Consider the following 16,872-nt stretch of genomic DNA (forward strand, 5'->3'; position numbering starts at 1 on the left):
CGGCGCCGTCAGTGTGACGGCGCCGTCAGTGTGACGGCGCCGGGCGTGTGACATCCGTGTGTCGTGTCCGCAGGGCGGTCCGCATGGTGAAATCTGGCCGCTCCGCGCGACGTGATTCTCGCCACGCTTGATAAGGTTGATGCTCAGATGAGCGGATCTTGAGCGGGTGCACTTCCCTAAGGGGTGGCACTCAGTGCCACCCCTTGATCGTTCACCAGGTGAACTCAGGCGTGTCGACGCCTGCTCATGTGAGCGCGTAGGGCGATCTACGGGCGTTGATTCGTTCAAGAAGTGAAAACAGCCGCAGGTCGACGCTTGCCAAGCTTTGACTTTCGATCCAGTGGCGGACGGGTGGTTACAGGCGCATGACGCGCAAGTGGACGTACCCAGGCGCCTTCGATCTGGGTATGTTCCTGGCCGTCAGGGCAGCCACCGCGTCCTCGAGGAGTCGAGACCCGTGTCGGAAAACAAAGATCCCCACGTAGCTGAGAGCGGCGTCGAGGGCGTGAAGTTCGTCTATGACTTCACCGAGGGCAACAAGGACCTCAAGGACCTCCTCGGTGGCAAGGGCGCGAACCTCGCCGAGATGACCAACCTGGGCCTTCCCGTCCCTCCCGGCTTCACGATCACCACTGAGGCGTGCAAGACCTACCTCGACAGCGGCGAGGAGCCGGCGGCGCTGCGTGACGAGGTGAGTGCACACCTCGACGCGCTCGAGCAGAAGATGGGCAAGAAGCTCGGCCAGGCCGACGATCCCCTGCTCGTATCCGTCCGTTCCGGTGCGAAGTTCTCCATGCCGGGCATGATGGACACCGTGCTGAACATCGGGCTCTCCGACAAGTCGGTCCAGGGCCTCGCCAAGCAGGCCGGCGACGACCGCTTCGCGTGGGACTCGTACCGCCGCCTCATCCAGATGTTCGGCAAGACGGTCCTCGCCGTCGACGGCGAGCTCTTCGAGGACGCGCTGGAAGCGGCTAAGGACGCCAAGAAGGTCACGGTCGACACCGACCTCGAGGCGGCCGACCTGAAGAAGCTGGTCACCAAGTTCAAGAAGATCGTCAAGACCGAGGCCGGGCGGGACTTCCCGCAGGACCCGCGCGAGCAGATGGACCTCGCCATCCACGCGGTCTTCGACTCCTGGAACACCGACCGCGCCAAGCTCTACCGCCGCCAGGAGCGCATCCCGCACGACCTCGGCACGGCGGTCAACATCTGTTCGATGGTCTTCGGCAACCTGGGCCCCGACTCGGGTACGGGCGTGGCGTTCACACGTGACCCGGCCAGTGGCCACCAGGGCGTCTACGGCGACTACCTCCAGAACGCCCAGGGCGAGGACGTGGTGGCCGGCATCCGCAACACGGTCCCGCTCGCCGAGCTGGAGTCGATCGACAAGAAGTCGTACGACCAGCTGATGCAGATCATGGAGACCTTGGAGAACCACTACAAGGATCTCTGCGACATCGAGTTCACCATCGAGCGCGGGCAGCTGTGGATGCTCCAGACGCGTGTCGGCAAGCGCACGGCGGGCGCGGCCTTCCGTATCGCGACGCAGCTGGTGGACCAGGGCCTGATCGACGAGGCGGAGGCGCTCCAGCGTGTGACGGGTGCCCAGCTCGCCCAGCTGATGTTCCCGCGCTTCGACGACGAAGCGAAGGTCGAGCAGATCGGCCGGGGCATCGCGGCGTCGCCGGGTGCGGCGGTCGGCAAGGCGGTCTTCGACTCGTACACGGCGATCAAGTGGTCGCGTTCAGGCGAGAAGGTCATCCTGATCCGCCGCGAGACGAACCCCGACGACCTCGACGGCATGATCGCGGCGGAGGGCATCCTGACCTCGCGCGGCGGCAAGACCTCCCACGCGGCCGTGGTCGCGCGCGGCATGGGCAAGACCTGTGTCTGCGGCGCGGAGGAACTGGAGGTCGACACCAAGCGCCGCCGCCTGACGGCGCCGGGCGGCCTGGTGGTCGAGGAAGGCGACGTCGTCTCGATCGACGGCTCGACGGGCAAGGTGTACCTGGGCGAGGTCCCGGTCGTCCCGTCCCCGGTCGTCGAGTACTTCGAGGGCCGGATGCACGCGGGTGCCGACGACGCGGACGAACTGGTCGCCGCCGTACACCGGATCATGGCGTACGCGGACAGGGTCCGCCGTCTCCGGGTCCGCGCCAACGCCGACAACGCGGAGGACGCCCTGCGCGCCCGTCGCTTCGGTGCCCAGGGCATCGGCCTGTGCCGCACGGAGCACATGTTCCTCGGCGACCGCCGTGAACTGGTCGAACGCCTGATCCTCGCCGACACGGACGCGGAGCGCGAGGACTCCCTGAAGGAGCTCCTGCCCCTCCAGAAGAAGGACTTCGTCGAACTCTTCGAGGCGATGGACGGCCTCCCGGTGACGATCCGTCTCCTCGACCCGCCGCTGCACGAGTTCCTGCCCGACGTGACCGAACTGTCGGTACGAGTGGCGCTGGCGGAGTCGCGCGGCGACGCCAACGAGAACGACCTGCGCCTCCTCCAGGCGGTCCACCGCCTGCACGAGCAGAACCCGATGCTGGGCCTGCGCGGTGTGCGCCTGGGCCTGGTCATCCCCGGCCTGTTCACCATGCAGGTACGGGCGATCGCCGAGGCCGCCGCCGAGCGCAAGAACGCCAAGGGTGACCCGCGCGCCGAGATCATGATCCCGCTCGTCGGAACGGTCCAGGAGCTGGAGATCGTCCGCGAGGAGGCCGACCAGGTCATCGCGGAGGTCCAGGCGGCGACGGGCACGGCCCTGAAACTCGCCATCGGCACGATGATCGAACTGCCTCGGGCCGCGCTGACCGCCGGTCAGATCGCGGAGGCGGCGGAGTTCTTCTCCTTCGGTACGAACGACCTCACGCAGACGGTGTGGGGCTTCAGCCGGGACGACGTGGAGGCGAGCTTCTTCACGGCGTACCTGGAGAAGGGCATCTTCGGCGTCAGCCCCTTCGAGACCATCGACAAGGACGGCGTCGGCTCCCTGGTCCGCTCCGCCGCCAAGGCCGGCCGCGAAACCCGCCCCGACCTGAAGCTCGGAGTCTGCGGCGAGCACGGCGGCGACCCCGAGTCGGTCCACTTCTTCCACGAGGTGGGACTCGACTACGTCTCCTGCTCCCCCTTCCGTATCCCGGTGGCTCGCCTGGAAGCGGGGCGCGCGGCGTCCTCGTCCGCGGGCAGCGACCACCGCTAGGGCCTGTCCGGGCCTCACGACCCCGGGGCTGTCGCCGGGTCACCCCGACCCTCACCGACACGGCAACAGCCCCGGCGCACCAAGAGAGGGCGGCACCCCTGTGCGGGGGGTGCCGCCCTCTTGGGTTTCGTACATGTACGTCACCTCGGATTCGGCCCTCCCGCCAAGGCCGGCCAGGACAGGTCCTGGGCGAAGGCCCAGCCGCTCCAGTGCTCGACCCGGACGGCGACCACGGGGCCCTGGGGAGGGGACTCCTTGTACTGCTTGTACTTGCCGCACAACAACCTCACCGCGTCGCGCCGCTCCTGCCCGTCCTCCAGCAGCACTTCCCCACGGCCATCGGCACGGGCCCACCACAGCGTCGACCAGTCCTCGTCGTAGTGATCGACCAGCACCGTCACCGAGGGGTTCTCCTCGATATTGCGCAACCGCCGCAGCGTCCGTGTGCTCTTGGGCTTGTGGTCCACCGCGAAATACACGACGTCATTCAGGACGGCGAAGGTCACTGGTACCGCATGGGGAACCCCGTGGGCGTCAGCTGTCGCCAGCCGAGCGACGGGCGAGGAAACAAAACGTTCCCGGGCGTCGAGCGGCGAGAGCTTCATGCGTCCCACCGTAACGAGGCCCTGTTGCTTGTGCTTCTTGTGCTTCCGGATCACCTGATGGGATGGCAATCCATACACCAAAGGTTTCAGCATGTAACTGATCAACTATTTTGTGTGATATCCGGTGGTCGGTGGGGCCGTCGGGATCACGCGAGGGGACAGATGAAAACGGCGATGGGGTGAGTTGATTCGGCGGGGGCTGAGAGGGCGCGGCTTACGGTGAGTAGTCGAGGAGAGGGGCTTGGTGTGGGTGGCTGGGACTTGAGCGACATTCCTGATCAGCGTGGGCGTAACGTCGTCGTCACGGGAGCCAATAGTGGGATCGGGTATGTCACCGCGCGTGAGCTCGCCCGGCGTGGCGCCCGTGTGGTGCTTGCCTGTCGGAGTGAGGTGAGAGGGGCCGGGGCGGGGGATCAGATCGTCGCCGAAGTGCCCGGCGCGGATGTTGAGTTCTTGCGGCTGGATCTTGGGGATCTGGAGTCGGTGGCGGAATTCGCGGTGGCGTATGAGCACGCGTACGGCCGGCTTGATCTGCTGGTCAACAACGCCGGTGTGATGGCCTTGCCACGGGGGCGGACCGTCGACGGGTTCGAGACGCAGTTCGGGGTCAATCACCTTGGGCACTTCGCGCTCACCGGGTTGTTGCTCCCGGCGTTGCTCCAGACCCCCGGTGCGCGGGTCGTGACCGTGTCGAGCATGTTCCATGTGGTCGCCAACATTGATGTCAATGATCTCAATTGCGAGCGGCATTCATATCGGCGTTGGGTTGCCTACGGGCGGTCCAAGACCGCCAATCTCCTCTTCACGCATGAGCTGGCGCGGCGGCTGGCCGGTATCGGGTCCGATGTTGTGGCGGCGGCCGCGCATCCGGGGTATGCCGCCACCAACCTCCAGACCGTCGGGCCGAGGATGGCGGGCCGCAGGGGTACTGAGCGGTTCATGGAGATCGGCAATCGGTTCTTCGGGCAGAGCGCCGATGCTGGGGCGCTGCCTACGCTCTACGCCGCCACCGCGCCCGGGGTGCTGCCCGATTCCTTCACCGGGCCCTCGTTCGCGATGTGGCGCGGCTCGCCCACGACGTCCCGGCGGGCCGGGTGGACCTTGAACGACACGGCCGGGGAGCGGCTCTGGGCGGCGTCGGAGCGGCTGACGGGAGTCACGTACGACGCGCTGAAGGGGTGAAGGGTTGAAGAGCTGCCCCGCTCAGTCGGGGTTCCCTCCGCCCCAGGGGGTGTCGGAAACCGCCAACACTTTCCGCGAAAGTGTTGGCGGTTTCCGAGAGGGGTGGCCCCGGCAGAGGATCCGCCGACAGCGTTCAGCAGCCGGCCGGGAGCCATGTCGCACGGGCAGCCGTCAGGAGCGGAACGGGCCCCTCACCTCGTACGTGATCCCGCCCGACGAGCTGCCGCTCGTGCCGCGCTGGCTGGAGAAGTACAGGCGGGTGCCGTCGGGGGAGAAGGCAGGGCCGGTGATCTCCGAGCCCGACTGGCCGGTGATGCGCAGGAACGGGGCGATCACGTCGTCCGGCGTGATGACGCAGATCTCCATGTTGCCGCCGTCCTCGGCGACGAAGAGATCGCCGGAGGTGGTGCCGGTGATGTTGTCGACGCCGGTGAGGGGGGCCGTGCCCGACGTGACCAGGGAGTCGTCGTACGCCAGCTCGTAGGTGTTGGTCGTCAGGTTGAGCTGCCAGACTCGGTTGTCGCCCTTCGTGGTGAACCAGACCGTGTCGTTCGCGTAGTAGCAGCCCTCGCCGCCGTTGAAGGACTTCGAGCCCGAGACCTGGGTGCGGGTGGTCGTGGGAGAGCCGTCCGGGTCGGGGATGTTGGTCCAGGTGAAGGAGCCGGACGTGGCCGTTCCCGCGACCATGACCTGGAGGGTGCCGGCGGACAGGTTGCCCCACGTCGTGGGGACGAAGCGGTAGAGACGGCCGTTCGTCTCGTCCTCCGTCAGGTAGATGACCTTGCGTACGGGGTCGGCCGCGGCCGCCTCGTGTTTGAAGCGGCCCATCGCGGGGCGCTGCACCGCCGCGTTCACGCCCCACGGGTCGGTCTCGTAGACGTAGCCGAGGGACACCTCCTCGCAGGACAGCCAGGTGTTCCACGGGGTCTTGCCGCCCGCGCAGTTGGTGCGGGTGCCGGAGAGAATGCGGTACGCGGACGTGATCGTGCCCGAGGAAGAGAACTTCACCGCGCTCGCGCCGCCCGACGGGTTGATCTCCGAGTTGGATACGTAGATCCAGCCGCTGCCGTCGGTGTAACAGGCCCCACCGTCCGGTGCGTTGTGCCAGGTGTACGAGGTGCCGGTGACTGTCTGGCCGGACCGGGCGATCACCCGGCTGGTGAAACCGCTGGGCAGCTGGATGCCGTTGGCGTCCACCGAGCCCAGCGCCCCGTAGGGGCCGGTGCCGGGCTGGGCAGGTGCGGCGTAGGCGGCGCCGCGCCACAGGGTTCCGCCCAGAACGGCCGATGAACCGCCGAGGACGGCCGCACGCAGAAGGGTACGACGTTCCACTTTCGCTCCAAGGAGGTGCCGTGACCGCCCCGTTCGCCGGTCGGCGACGGGGTCGCGCACCGCCGGAGCCTAGGAGTGCGGGGTGGACGGGCCATGGACAGGCGATGGCGTGTACTCGTCACGTGTGTCGTTCCCTGTACGTCCGCGCGTCATGCTGCCCACGAGTGGGGAGTGGTGCGATGCGTAGTCCTCGGGATCAGTCAAGAGGCGAAGTTACTGCGCCCGCACCTCGTACGTCGTCACCGTCACCGTCTCGTCGTCCAGGCACCGTCCGGACTCCAGGTCGAAACGCTGCTTGAGCAGCGGGGAGGCGACGAAGGGGCGGCCCTGGTGGGTGCCGGTGAGGCCGCGGGAGAGGACCGCCGCGCCGCTGAACGGGTCGCGGTTGTCGATGGCGTACATCCGGCCCGCGCGGTCGCGGAAGACGGCGGCCTGCCGGCCGTCGGGCAGCAGTGCCGCCACTCCGCGTCCCGGGGTCAGCAGGGACAGGTCGCAGATGGCGAACCAGCCGTCGTCCAGCCGCAGTTGGACCTTCAGGTCGGTGGTCTCGGGAGCCAGGGTCATCGCTGGGCGCTTCCTTCCAGGGGGCGGCGGCCGATGGACAGCAGCGGCAGGTCGGGCTTGATCTGGTCGCGCTCGGGGACGAAGCCGACGACCGGGTCGGGGGTGTCCGGGGCGTTCACGAAGGACACGAACCGGGCCAGCTTCTCGGGGTTGTTGATGGTCTCGGCCCACTCGTCGCGGTAGGCGGCGACATGCGCGGCCATCAGCGTCTCCAGCTCCTCGCAGATGCCCAGCGAGTCGTGGACGACCACATCGCGTACGTGGTCCAGGCCGCCGGGGATCCGCTCCAGCCAGGTCGACGTGCGCTCCAGGCGATCGGCGGTGCGGATGTAGAACATCAGGAACCGGTCGATCAGGCGGATGAGTTCGGCGTCGCTCAGGTCCTGTGCCAGCAGGTCCGCGTGGCGCGGGGTGGCGCCGCCGTTGCCGCCGACGTACAGGTTCCAGCCGTTGGAGGTGGCGATGATGCCGAAGTCCTTGGACTGGGCCTCGGCGCACTCGCGGGCGCACCCGGAGACGGCCGACTTGAGCTTGTGCGGGGAGCGGAGTCCCCGGTAGCGCAGCTCCAGGTCGATGGCCATACGGACGGAGTCCTGGACGCCGTAGCGGCACCAGGTCTGTCCCACGCACGACTTGACGGTCCGCAGGGACTTTCCGTACGCGTGCCCGGACTCGAAGCCGGCGTCCACCAACCGGGCCCAGATGAGGGGGAGTTGCTCGACCCGTGCGCCGAACATGTCGATGCGCTGACCGCCGGTGATCTTCGTGTAGAGGCCGAAGTCCCGGGCCACCTCACCGATCACGATCAGCTTCTCGGGGGTGATCTCGCCGCCGGGGATGCGCGGCACGATCGAGTACGAGCCGTTCTTCTGGAGGTTGGCGAGGAAGTGGTCGTTGGTGTCCTGGAGGGCGGCCTGCTCGCCGCCCAGGACATAGCCGTCGGCGCCGATGGTCGGGGCGAGGGAGGCGATGATCGAGCCGACGGTCGGCTTGCAGATCTCGCAGCCGTCGCCGCCCCGGGCGCCCTCGCGGCCGTAGCGGTCCAGCAGGACCTGGTACGAGGGGATGCGCAGGGCGAGGACGATCTCGTACAGCTCCTCGCGGGTCTGCCCGAAGCAGCCGCACAGGCCGTGGTCGACCTCGACGCCGCTCGCCGCCAGTTCGTCGTTGACGAGCTGGCCGAGCACCTTGACGCAGCTCCCGCAGCCGGTACCGGCCTTGGTGCACTTCTTGACCTCGGGCACGGTGGTGCAGGAGTGCTCGGTGACCGCGCCGCGGATGGTGCCCTTGGTGACGTTGTGGCAGGAGCAGATGACGGCGGAGTCGGGGAGCGCGGAGGGGCCGAGGGCGACCGGGGCGCCCGCGCCCGCGGGGAGCACCAGCTGCTCGGGGGCGATCGGCGGCACGGAGCCGGTGAAGGCGCGCAGGGTGCCGTAGGCGTCCGCGTCGCCGACCAGGATGCCGCCGAGCAGCTCGCCGTCGCGGCCGATGACCAGCTTCTTGTACGTGCCCGAGCGCGAGTCGGCGTAGACGACGTCGAGGCAGTCGGCGGTGGCGCCGTGCGCGTCGCCGAAGGACGCGACGTCGACGCCCAGCAGCTTCAGCTTCGTCGACAGGTCGGCGCCGGTGAAGCTCGCCTCGTCGGCGGCGATCGTGGCGGCGGTCGTCTCGGCCATCTCGTAGCCGGGCGCGACCAGGCCGTACACCCGGCCGTCCGAGGCGAGGGCGCACTCGCCGATCGCGAACACGTGCGGGTCCGAGGTGCGGCACTGTTCGTCGACCTTGATGCCGCCGCGCTCGCCGACCGTGAGGCCGGTGTCGCGGGCCAGCTGGTCGCGGGGGCGGACACCCGCCGAGAACACCACCAGATCGGTGGAGAGTTCGGAGCCGTCGGACAGCTTCATGCCGGTCACGGCGCCGTCCTCGCCGGCGACGATCTCCTGCGTGCCGGTGCCCGTGTGGACGCTCAGGCCCATGTCCTGGATGGTGCGCAGGAGCGCGGCGCCGCCGCCGTCGTCCACCTGTACGGGCATCAGGCGCGGCGCGAACTCCACGATGTGCGTGGTCAGTCCGAGGCCCTTCAGCGCGCCCGCGGCTTCCAGGCCGAGCAGGCCGCCGCCGACCACCGCGCCGGTCGTCGCGCGCGCCTTCGCGTACTCCTCGATGGCGAGCAGGTCCTCGATGGTGCGGTAGACGAAGCAGCCCTCGGCGTCCTTGCCGGGGACCGGCGGCACGAAGGGGTAGGAGCCGGTGGCGAGGACGAGGGTGTCGTACGCGACCGTCAGGCCGGAGCGGGCCGTCACCGTCCGCGCGTCCCGGTCGATCGTCTCGGCCGGGTCGCCGAGGTGCAGCTCGATCGCGTGCTCCTTGATGAACTCCGCGTCGGTGAGCGAGAGTTCGTCCGGTGTGCGGCCCGAGAAGTACGAGGTGAGCTGGACCCGGTCGTACGCCGGACGCGGCTCCTCGCACAGCACGACCACGCGGTGCGTGGCGGTCAGGCCGCGCTCGGCGAGCGCTTCGAGGAGGCGCTGGCCGACCATGCCATGGCCGACGAGCACGATCGTGGGGCGGGGCCGGTCCCCAACAATTGCGGTCGTGGACATCAGGAGCCTCCATCGTTGGTGAGCAGGTGAAGCAGCGGGGCACCGTCCGTGGGGAGCGGCTCTGCTCCCTCCCAGGCGCGGGCGAGCGCGCCGACGGTGCCGAGTTCGCCGACGAGTACGCCGCCGACCAGCCGGTCGTCGCGGACGACGACCTTGCGGTAGGTGCCGCGGGTGGCGTCGGCGAGCTGGATGACGTCGTCGCCGGGGCGGGGGTCGACCTCGCCGAAGGCGGCGAGATCGAAGGGGCTGTGGTCGAAGGGGGTGGTGTGACCGGTGAGGGTGAGCCGGGTCAGGGAGCGGGTGCCGGTGTAACGGGCACTCGTATTACTCGCGTTACTCGCCTCGCTCGCAGCACTTGCGTCGCTCGCGCCGCTTGCGATCAGCTCGGCGAGTACGTCGGCCTGTTCGAGGGCGGGCGCGGCCAGGCCGTACACCGTGCCCTGGTGTTGGACGCAGTCGCCGATCGCGTGGATGTGCGGGTCGGACGTACGCAGTTCGTCGTCGACGAGGATGCCCTTGTGGACGGCGAGGCCCGCGTCCTGCGCGAGGCCCACGCGGGGGTGGACGCCACAGGCGAGGACGACGAGGTCGGCGTCGAGCGCGTACCCGTCGGCCAGCTCGACCGAGCGGACCGCGCCGGCGACGCTGCGCACGTCGCGTACCCGGCACTCGGTGTGCACCTCGACGCCCAGGTCCGTGAGGTGCCGGTGCACCAGCCGGGACGCGGAGGGGTCGAGCTGGCGCTCCATGAGTCGCTCGGCCTGCTGGGTGAGCACCACCTGTGCGCCGCGCACGGCGAGCGCGCGGGCGGCCGAGACGCCGAGGAGTCCGCCGCCGATCACGACGGCCCGGACGCCGGGGCGGACGGCCTTCGACAGGCCCAGGCAGTCGTCCATGGTGCGGAACGCGTGCACCCCCTCGGGCAGCTCGTGCCGGTCACGTGTGAACAGACCGCGCAAGGGGGGGAGCATGGCGTTGGAACCGGTCGCGAGGACCAGCGTGTCGTATGCGATCACCGAGTCGTCGGCGCAGTGCACCATGCGTGCGGCGCGGTCGATGTGGACGGCCCGGGCGCGCACCAGCCGGGCCGGCGAGGGGAGCGCGATCACCTCGGGGGCGTAGCGGCCGGCCAGGACCTCGGCGAGCAGCACGCGGTTGTACGGGTCGTGCTCCTCCTCGCCGACGAGCACGGCGGACATGCCGAGCTGCTGGAGCCGCTGGGCGAGACGTGCGCCCGCGAGTCCGGCGCCGATCACCACCACACGCGTATTCGAGGTCATGTACCGCAGCGTGCGATGCCGGTGTTACCCGATCGCATCACGTCTGTTTCCCGCGGGGAACGCTGCCCTCAGCGGGGGCGGGGTCCGGATGTGAGGGTTCGGCGTACGCGCCAGGGGCCGGGCGTGAGGTGGTGCGCGCGGGGCTGCGAAGCGCGCCCCCGAACCCCGCCCCCGAACCTCAGGAGATCCTCAGGCTTGACGCCAATTCATGGACGGCGCATCTATCCCGTCCATAGGGTCGCGATCATGTCTGACATATCGCTGACCGTGGTCGTTGTGCTGTGCCTCGCCTCCCTCGCGGCGGGCTGGATCGACGCCGTGGTGGGCGGCGGCGGGCTGCTCCTGCTTCCCGCGCTGCTGCTGGGGCTGCCTTCCGGTACTCCGGCGGCGTACGCGCTGGGCACCAACAAGGCGGTGGCGATCGTCGGGACGACGGGCGCCGCGGTGACGTACGCGCGCAAGGCGCCCGTGGACGTGCGCCTCGCCGTACGGATCGGGCTCGCTGCGCTCGCCGGCTCGACGGCGGGGGCGTTCGTCGCGGCCGGGCTGAGCACCGAGGTGCTGAAGCCGGTCGTCATGGTCGTCCTGGTCGGCGTCGGAGCCTTCGTGATCTTCCGCCCCGCCTTCGGTACGGCACCCTCGACCACCCCCGTCTCCCCGCGCCGCGTTCTCGCCGCCATCGGGCTCGCGGGCCTCGGCATCGGCTTCTACGACGGGCTGATCGGCCCCGGCACGGGTACGTTCCTCGTGCTCGCCCTGACCGCGCTGCTCCACCTCGATCTGGTGACCGCCTCGGCCACCGCCAAGATCGTCAACTGCTGCACCAACGCCGGCGCCCTGGCGACCTTCGCCTGGAAGGGCACGGTCCACTGGCAGCTGGCCGCGCTGATGGCCGTCTTCAACCTCGTCGGTGGCACGGTCGGGGCGCGCACGGCGCTCAAGAAGGGCAGCGGGTTCGTCCGGGTGGTGCTGCTGACGGTGGTGTGCGCGCTGGTGGCGAATTTGGGGTATCAGCAGTGGGTCGCATAGCGGCGCGGTGGACGGACGTCACTTTCTCAGCGTGACGTCGGTCTGCCAGGGCTCGCCGAACTTGTAGGGCGTCCCGTCCTCGGATGTCCCGCTGCTGGTAAATACTCCGATGACGCCGAGCTTCTCACCCGGTGTGGACGACTGAAGAATGTCGCACACCTGGGGGGCGGTGGTGACCGGAGTGTCCTTGAGGTGGGTGATGACGTCACGGGCCTCGAGATTCGCCTTGCTGGCCGGAGAGTTGTTGTCCACGCTCAAAATGACGAGACCGTCGATTTTCTTGTCGGTGAGGCGCTTCTGCAGCGCCTGCATCTTAGCTTGGTCTTCCTCGGGGAAGTAGGCCAGGAAATTGGGGTCGCTGAGCGCGATCAGGTTCTGCCATCCGGGATTGTTCTTTCCCTCTCCGTCGGAAAGCCTTTTGAGAAGGGGTTCGGCGTGGTCGCTGCTGATGGCGAAGTTCTGGTCTCGAATCTCGCCTGCGGCAATGGCCTCGTTGATACCGACAAGCTTCGCTTCGCTGTTGAGCAGCGGACCTCCGGAATTTCCGGCATTGAGCGTCGCCGAATGCTGGATCGTGGACGGCAGGTTGGGCTGACTCAGATTGCCCGTCTGGGCGACGTCGGGCGACTGGACCACCCCGTTGGTAAGGACAGCCTTCTGATTACTCGTTTCGCCCATTGTCTCGGGGTAGCCGATCGCCGTCAGTTCGTCCCCCTGCTGAAGTTCGCCGCTGTCGCCGAACTCCACCTGCTTCAGATCCTCTTGTTGCGTCGCGAGTTTCATGACCGCCAGGTCCTCGCAGGGATCACTTCCCAACAGCCGGGCAGGAACGGGCGCGCGGTCCTCGATGCGGACTTTGAGGGCGGTCTCGCCGGCGACTACGTGGGCGTTGGTGAGGATGAGACCTTGTTCGGCGTCGTAGATGATTCCCGTACCGGAACCTCCGGAGCCACCCAGCACTTGCACGGTCGCGGGCGCCACCCGTTCGAAGATCTCCCTCGGCGACAGGTCGTCCGCCGTGGCCGTGGTCGTGGTGAGACCGCCGCCCAAAGCGAGGGCTGACGCGATGGCGACGCATATTCTGGTGATCGGCCGCATAACGGCCTCCTAGCTCTGGCCCCTGAATCCCGGCCGGAGGCACCAACTCTCAAGCCGGGCAAAAGATCTGCCCTTTCAGCCTAATGCTCCGACATTCGCCTGTCGCGGTGAGGGCAGGCCGCGCCGGTCAGCCGGCACTGCTCCCTGTCAGATGGGCGAAGACGACCACGTTGCCCCGGTACCCCGTCGACTTCGCATAGTCGCCGCCGCAGGTGATGACGCGCAGCTCGGGCCGGTGAGCGGCGCCATACACCTTCTCGTCGGGGAAGTTCCGGGCGTCGTACGCCTCTACGGCGTCGACGGTGAAGACGGCGGTGCTGCCGTCGCGTCGCTCCACCTGGACGACGCCGCCCTTCTTGAGGGCGCCGAGGTCGTAGAAGACGGCGGGGCCGTCGGCGTTGTCGACGTGTCCGGCGACGATCGCGGTGCCCGTCTCGCCCGGGGCGGTGCCGGCCTCGTACCAGCCGGCGAGGTTCTTCCGCTCGGCGGGCGGGACGTCCAGGCTGCCCTGCGGGGTGAGGCCGAGGCCCATCAGGGGGGCGTTCACGCCGATCGAGGGTATGCGGATGCGGACCGGCGGGGAGTGCGGCAGGGCGGGGGCCGCGGACTGGTTGTCGGCGGCGCCGGGTGACGCGGCCTGCGCGGCGGACGGCTGGGGCGGCGGGTGGCTCCCGGCGCCGCTGTGCAGCAGCCAGGCGCCGGAGCAGAGGGCGGCCGCGGTGACGGACGCTATGGCTATGTTGCTGACTCGGCGCACGGGAGCCTCCTTTCGGGGTCCTTTCCGGGGCTGTATCAGGGGTTGCCGGGAGGCGTCGGGGGTTATCGGGGTTGTGGGTGGGGGTGGGTGGGGGTGGGTCCCCATCCCCCTCCGGGCCGCGAGGGGCGTCGAGCCACGGAGGGGGAGGGGACGGCGGTACCGGCGGACGGACGGCGGAGGGTGTCCGTCAGATCCCGTCGCCTCTCGCCCGGCGATGCAGGAGCCAGGTACCGCCCGCGGCGGCGACGGCCAGGGCCGCCACTCCCGCCGCGGTCTGCACGGGGTCGGGGCCGAGTGCGCCACCGACTCCCGTATTCACATGCCCACGCGGCTGAATCTGCTCGCGCGTGGAGGTCAGGGTCACCATCAGATCACCGGCGGCCTGCCCGCCGCCGGGGCACTTCGCGACGATCTCGTACGTCCCCGGCTGCGCGCCCGGCGGCACCCGGAACTGCCCGATCGCGTCCTGTTCGTGCGCGCTGGCGGCGAGCATGAAGGTGCCCGCGCCGACCGCACTGGCGTCGCCCGTCGCGGGGCCCTCCGCGCCGCACACCGCCGTGTTGACGGTGACGTCGGAGCCCGGGACGACGGTGGAGGGAAACACCTCCAGCCTCCCCGTGTTCCCGCCGTACGCGGGCGCGGCGGCGAGGCCCGCGGCGGCGACGGCGAGCGCGGTACCGGTCAGCAGACGGGCTGTGCGTCGCATGGTTGCTTGCTCCTCCGAGGGGGCGCGGCCGGCGGCACCCCCAAGTGCCGCTGCGTCGGTCGTGCCCCTGCTCCACCGAGGTAAGTGGCACACGGCCGCGCCCGCTTCCTGAGAACACGTCAGAAGTGCGGTGAACGGGTGGCGGACGGAGGGCCGTACGGGGGCCGGATGGGGGCGGTTCAACGGCATTCCAGCAGGTCACCGCCGTACAGCCGGTGCGTCGTGGAAAAGAACCCGAAGATCGGCGGGCAGGAGGGTGAACGGGTGACCGGGTGGGTCCGCGACGCCTTGACCTCAAGGGAGGTTGAGGTAGCAGGCTGCGCGGCATGAAGACAACTGCCCCTGAGCAAACAGCCCCTGACGCCTCCGCCACCTCCGCCACTTCCGCGACCTCCGCCGCCTTTGATGTCGTACGTGTCGCCGTCGTCGTCGGCAGCAACCGCGAGGGCCGCTTCGGTCCCGTGGTCGCCGACTGGCTGCTGAGCCGGATCCGGGAGCGCGGCGATCTCGTACCGGAGGTCGTGGACGTCGCCGACATCCAGCTGCCCACCACTCTGTCCCCAACCCCCGAGGCGACCGCCGCGCTCGCCGCCGTCACCCCGAAACTGGCGTCCGCCGACGCCTTCGTCGTCCTCACCCCCGAGTACAACCACTCCTTCCCCGCCGGCCTGAAGAACCTCATCGACTGGCACTACGCCGAGTGGCGGGCCAAGCCCGTCGCCCTCGTCTCCTACGGCGGCCTCGCCGGAGGCCTCCGCGCCGTCGAGCACCTCCGCCAGGTCTTCGCCGAACTCCACGCCGTGACGGTGCGCGACACGGTGTCCTTCCACAATGCGGGCGGGTCCTTCGACGACGCGGGCCGCCTGAAGGACTCCTCGGCCCCGGACGCGGCCGCGAAGACGATGCTGGACCAGGTGGTGTGGTGGGGGCGCGCACTGCGGGAGGCGAAGGAGAGGCGGCCGTACGGGGGGTGAGCGCGGCCGCAACGACGAACCCCGCCCCGGAAGGGCCTGTATTGACGTGGGTCGATGCAACCTTGCGACTTGGATCGAAAAACGTCAACATAGAGGCATGTCGAAACAAGAGCTTGAGGTGATCGGCCAGGGCACGGCCGGTTCCTGCTGCGACGGACTGGCGTCCGCACCGCTGGACGACGAGCGCGCGGCGGAGCTGGCCAAGGTGTTCAAAGCTCTCGGAGACCCGGTCCGGCTGCGGCTGCTGTCGATGATGAGTTCGGGACGTCGTTCAGGGACGTGATCACCTCGTCGGAGCGCAGCTGCTGCGAGGGGCAGCGCATCATCTCCTCCAGGACCTCGGCGTTCTCCCAGTCGGCCTGCTCGGGGGTGCGGTGCACCGTGACGACGGCGCTCAGCCGGACCGGGCCCTTGGCGCCGCTCGCCGGTATCTCGTAGGAGTGGGTCAAGGTGGCGAGGACGTCCTTCGGGAGTGCCTGCTGCTCCCAGACACAGTCGTCGCCGAGGACCGGCGAGCGCCGCGGGTCGCTCTCGTACGGGGTCCGGCGGACGGCGCCGGGGCCGAAGGCGGAGGGGTCCGCGATGACGTCCCGGATCAGCGCGGCGGCCTGGGCCCTCGTCGTCGGCAGTTCGGCGGGATCGATGTCCACGACGGCGGTCGACGACGGGCCGGCAGTCGTCGTGGCAGCGGCCTTCTTCGCAGGCGTCGACCCGGACGGCTCGCCTCCACCGGAGGTACAGCCGACCACCACCAGGCCGCACACCGCGACGGCGCAGCCGAGGCGCAGCGCTTCCCTTGTCACGACCACAAGCCCCCCTGGAATCACCAGTTCACCATGCGTCCGCCGTGATGCTAAGCGGTAACTGGCGGGACACTACAACCGGTTGACGATCACGTGGCACAGCCGTACCCCACCTGTCACACACCCGGCACAGGCCCCGCACAGACCTGGCGGAGAGTCCGTCCCGGACGTGGTGCCAAGGCCCCGGCCGTGGCATCCGCCGGTACCGGCCCGTCCTCGCCTTCGGGTCAGTCCTTGTCGCACACCGGCGCTTGGGCGGTCCTCCACGGAGAAGCTGCTGTGGCATCAGGTGAGCTTCCTGCGGCGGCATCTTCAGGGTGTGGAGAGCGAGTTCATCCGTACGGGATGAGCGCCCCCGACCCCACCCGCCCACGAGCGGCTCGGCCTCAGGCGCCCCCGATCCCGGCCGAGGAGAGCAGCGCGGTGTGAAAGTGCGTCCAGGTGGGGGGCTGGAGGAGGAGGGAGGGGACGGTGGGGTTCTTGGAGTCGCGTATGGCGATGGTGGTGGGGATGTTGGTGGCTATCTCAACGCACTCGTGTTGGCCATCGCTCGCGGTGTCCGATCCGAAGGGTGAGTTACGGCCGAGTCCGCGCGAGGCGACCGCGGACGACATGTTCGGGCGCGGGCTGCTGATCGTCGGTCACGTCGCCGACCGCTGGGGCGTGTGGGAGTTGAGCGTCGGCAAATCGGTGTGGTGCGAGCTGGACCTCGTACGCCGGGTGGCCACCGCCCACTACCG

Annotated in this window: 14 protein-coding genes and 1 pseudogene; 5 read left to right on the top strand and 10 right to left on the bottom strand. The window is 69.2% G+C overall.

The window, feature by feature from the left end:
• Positions 1–457 precede the first annotated feature (457 nt).
• A complete protein-coding gene (gene ppdK, locus ACX28W_RS12800) occupies positions 458–3,199 on the top strand; it encodes a pyruvate, phosphate dikinase (RefSeq protein WP_458999033.1) in 2,742 nt (913 codons plus the stop codon).
• Between the two features lie 140 nt (positions 3,200–3,339).
• Here ppdK and ACX28W_RS12805 read toward each other — a convergent pair whose 3' ends face one another.
• Positions 3,340–3,909 carry a TIGR03668 family PPOX class F420-dependent oxidoreductase gene (locus tag ACX28W_RS12805; protein ID WP_458999034.1) on the bottom strand — a complete coding sequence of 190 codons (570 nt, stop codon included), beginning with the start codon at positions 3,907–3,909 and terminating at the stop codon, positions 3,340–3,342.
• 141 nt (positions 3,910–4,050) lie between these two features.
• On the opposite strand from ACX28W_RS12805, the gene ACX28W_RS12810 reads away from it, so the two are divergent.
• Positions 4,051–4,986, top strand: a complete 936-nt coding sequence (locus tag ACX28W_RS12810) for an oxidoreductase (RefSeq protein ID WP_458999035.1) — start codon at positions 4,051–4,053, stop codon at positions 4,984–4,986.
• Positions 4,987–5,157: 171 nt separating this feature from the next.
• On the opposite strand, the gene ACX28W_RS12815 is transcribed toward ACX28W_RS12810, so the two are convergent.
• The 4 genes from ACX28W_RS12815 to ACX28W_RS12830 form a co-directional block, all read right to left on the bottom strand.
• On the bottom strand, positions 5,158–6,318 hold the full coding sequence (locus ACX28W_RS12815; RefSeq protein ID WP_458999036.1) for an alkaline phosphatase PhoX: 1,161 nt from the start codon (positions 6,316–6,318) through the stop codon (positions 5,158–5,160).
• Positions 6,319–6,531: 213 nt separating this feature from the next.
• Positions 6,532–6,882 carry a nitrite reductase small subunit NirD gene (nirD, locus tag ACX28W_RS12820; RefSeq protein WP_458999037.1) on the bottom strand — a complete coding sequence of 117 codons (351 nt, stop codon included), beginning with the start codon at positions 6,880–6,882 and terminating at the stop codon, positions 6,532–6,534.
• Positions 6,879–9,485, bottom strand: coding sequence for a nitrite reductase large subunit NirB (gene nirB, locus ACX28W_RS12825; RefSeq protein ID WP_458999038.1), 2,607 nt, complete (start codon positions 9,483–9,485; stop codon positions 6,879–6,881). Before nirB ends, nirD begins: the two co-directional genes overlap by 4 nt.
• Positions 9,485–10,765 carry an NAD(P)/FAD-dependent oxidoreductase gene (locus ACX28W_RS12830; RefSeq protein ID WP_458999039.1) on the bottom strand — a complete coding sequence of 427 codons (1,281 nt, stop codon included), beginning with the start codon at positions 10,763–10,765 and terminating at the stop codon, positions 9,485–9,487. Before ACX28W_RS12830 ends, nirB begins: the two co-directional genes overlap by 1 nt.
• Positions 10,766–11,011: 246 nt before the next feature.
• Between ACX28W_RS12830 and ACX28W_RS12835 the strand changes: the two genes are divergently transcribed.
• Positions 11,012–11,794, top strand: coding sequence for a sulfite exporter TauE/SafE family protein (locus tag ACX28W_RS12835; protein ID WP_458999040.1), 783 nt, complete (start codon positions 11,012–11,014; stop codon positions 11,792–11,794).
• Between the two features lie 18 nt (positions 11,795–11,812).
• On the opposite strand, the gene ACX28W_RS12840 is transcribed toward ACX28W_RS12835, so the two are convergent.
• The 3 genes from ACX28W_RS12840 to ACX28W_RS12850 form a co-directional block, all read right to left on the bottom strand.
• Positions 11,813–12,892, bottom strand: a complete 1,080-nt coding sequence (locus ACX28W_RS12840; RefSeq protein WP_458999041.1) for a S1C family serine protease — start codon at positions 12,890–12,892, stop codon at positions 11,813–11,815.
• Positions 12,893–13,019: 127 nt separating this feature from the next.
• The gene (locus tag ACX28W_RS12845) at positions 13,020–13,649 is read right to left on the bottom strand and encodes a class F sortase (RefSeq protein WP_458999042.1); all 630 of its coding nucleotides are present in this window, start codon (positions 13,647–13,649) and stop codon (positions 13,020–13,022) included.
• A gap of 187 nt (positions 13,650–13,836) precedes the next feature.
• Positions 13,837–14,355: a hypothetical protein gene (locus ACX28W_RS12850; protein ID WP_362077563.1), complete on the bottom strand. Its 519-nt coding sequence runs from the start codon at positions 14,353–14,355 to the stop codon at positions 13,837–13,839.
• A gap of 326 nt (positions 14,356–14,681) precedes the next feature.
• Here ACX28W_RS12850 and ACX28W_RS12855 point away from each other — a divergent pair, with 326 nt between their 5' ends.
• Both ACX28W_RS12855 and ACX28W_RS12860 read left to right on the top strand, forming a co-directional pair.
• On the top strand, positions 14,682–15,329 hold the full coding sequence (locus ACX28W_RS12855) for an NADPH-dependent FMN reductase (RefSeq protein ID WP_458999043.1): 648 nt from the start codon (positions 14,682–14,684) through the stop codon (positions 15,327–15,329).
• Positions 15,330–15,426: 97 nt separating this feature from the next.
• A pseudogene (locus ACX28W_RS12860) lies at positions 15,427–15,591 on the top strand (transcriptional regulator); the annotation flags it as partial.
• Here the strand turns inward: ACX28W_RS12860 and ACX28W_RS12865 are convergent.
• The gene (locus tag ACX28W_RS12865) at positions 15,539–16,132 is read right to left on the bottom strand and encodes a hypothetical protein (protein ID WP_458999044.1); all 594 of its coding nucleotides are present in this window, start codon (positions 16,130–16,132) and stop codon (positions 15,539–15,541) included. The pseudogene ACX28W_RS12860 and the gene ACX28W_RS12865 overlap by 53 nt on opposite strands.
• A 386-nt stretch (positions 16,133–16,518) precedes the next feature.
• Positions 16,519–16,746 carry a DUF397 domain-containing protein gene (locus ACX28W_RS12870; RefSeq protein WP_458999045.1) on the bottom strand — a complete coding sequence of 76 codons (228 nt, stop codon included), beginning with the start codon at positions 16,744–16,746 and terminating at the stop codon, positions 16,519–16,521.
• Positions 16,747–16,872: the final 126 nt, after the last annotated feature.

Source organism: Streptomyces sp. SD15 (assembly GCF_054462255.1).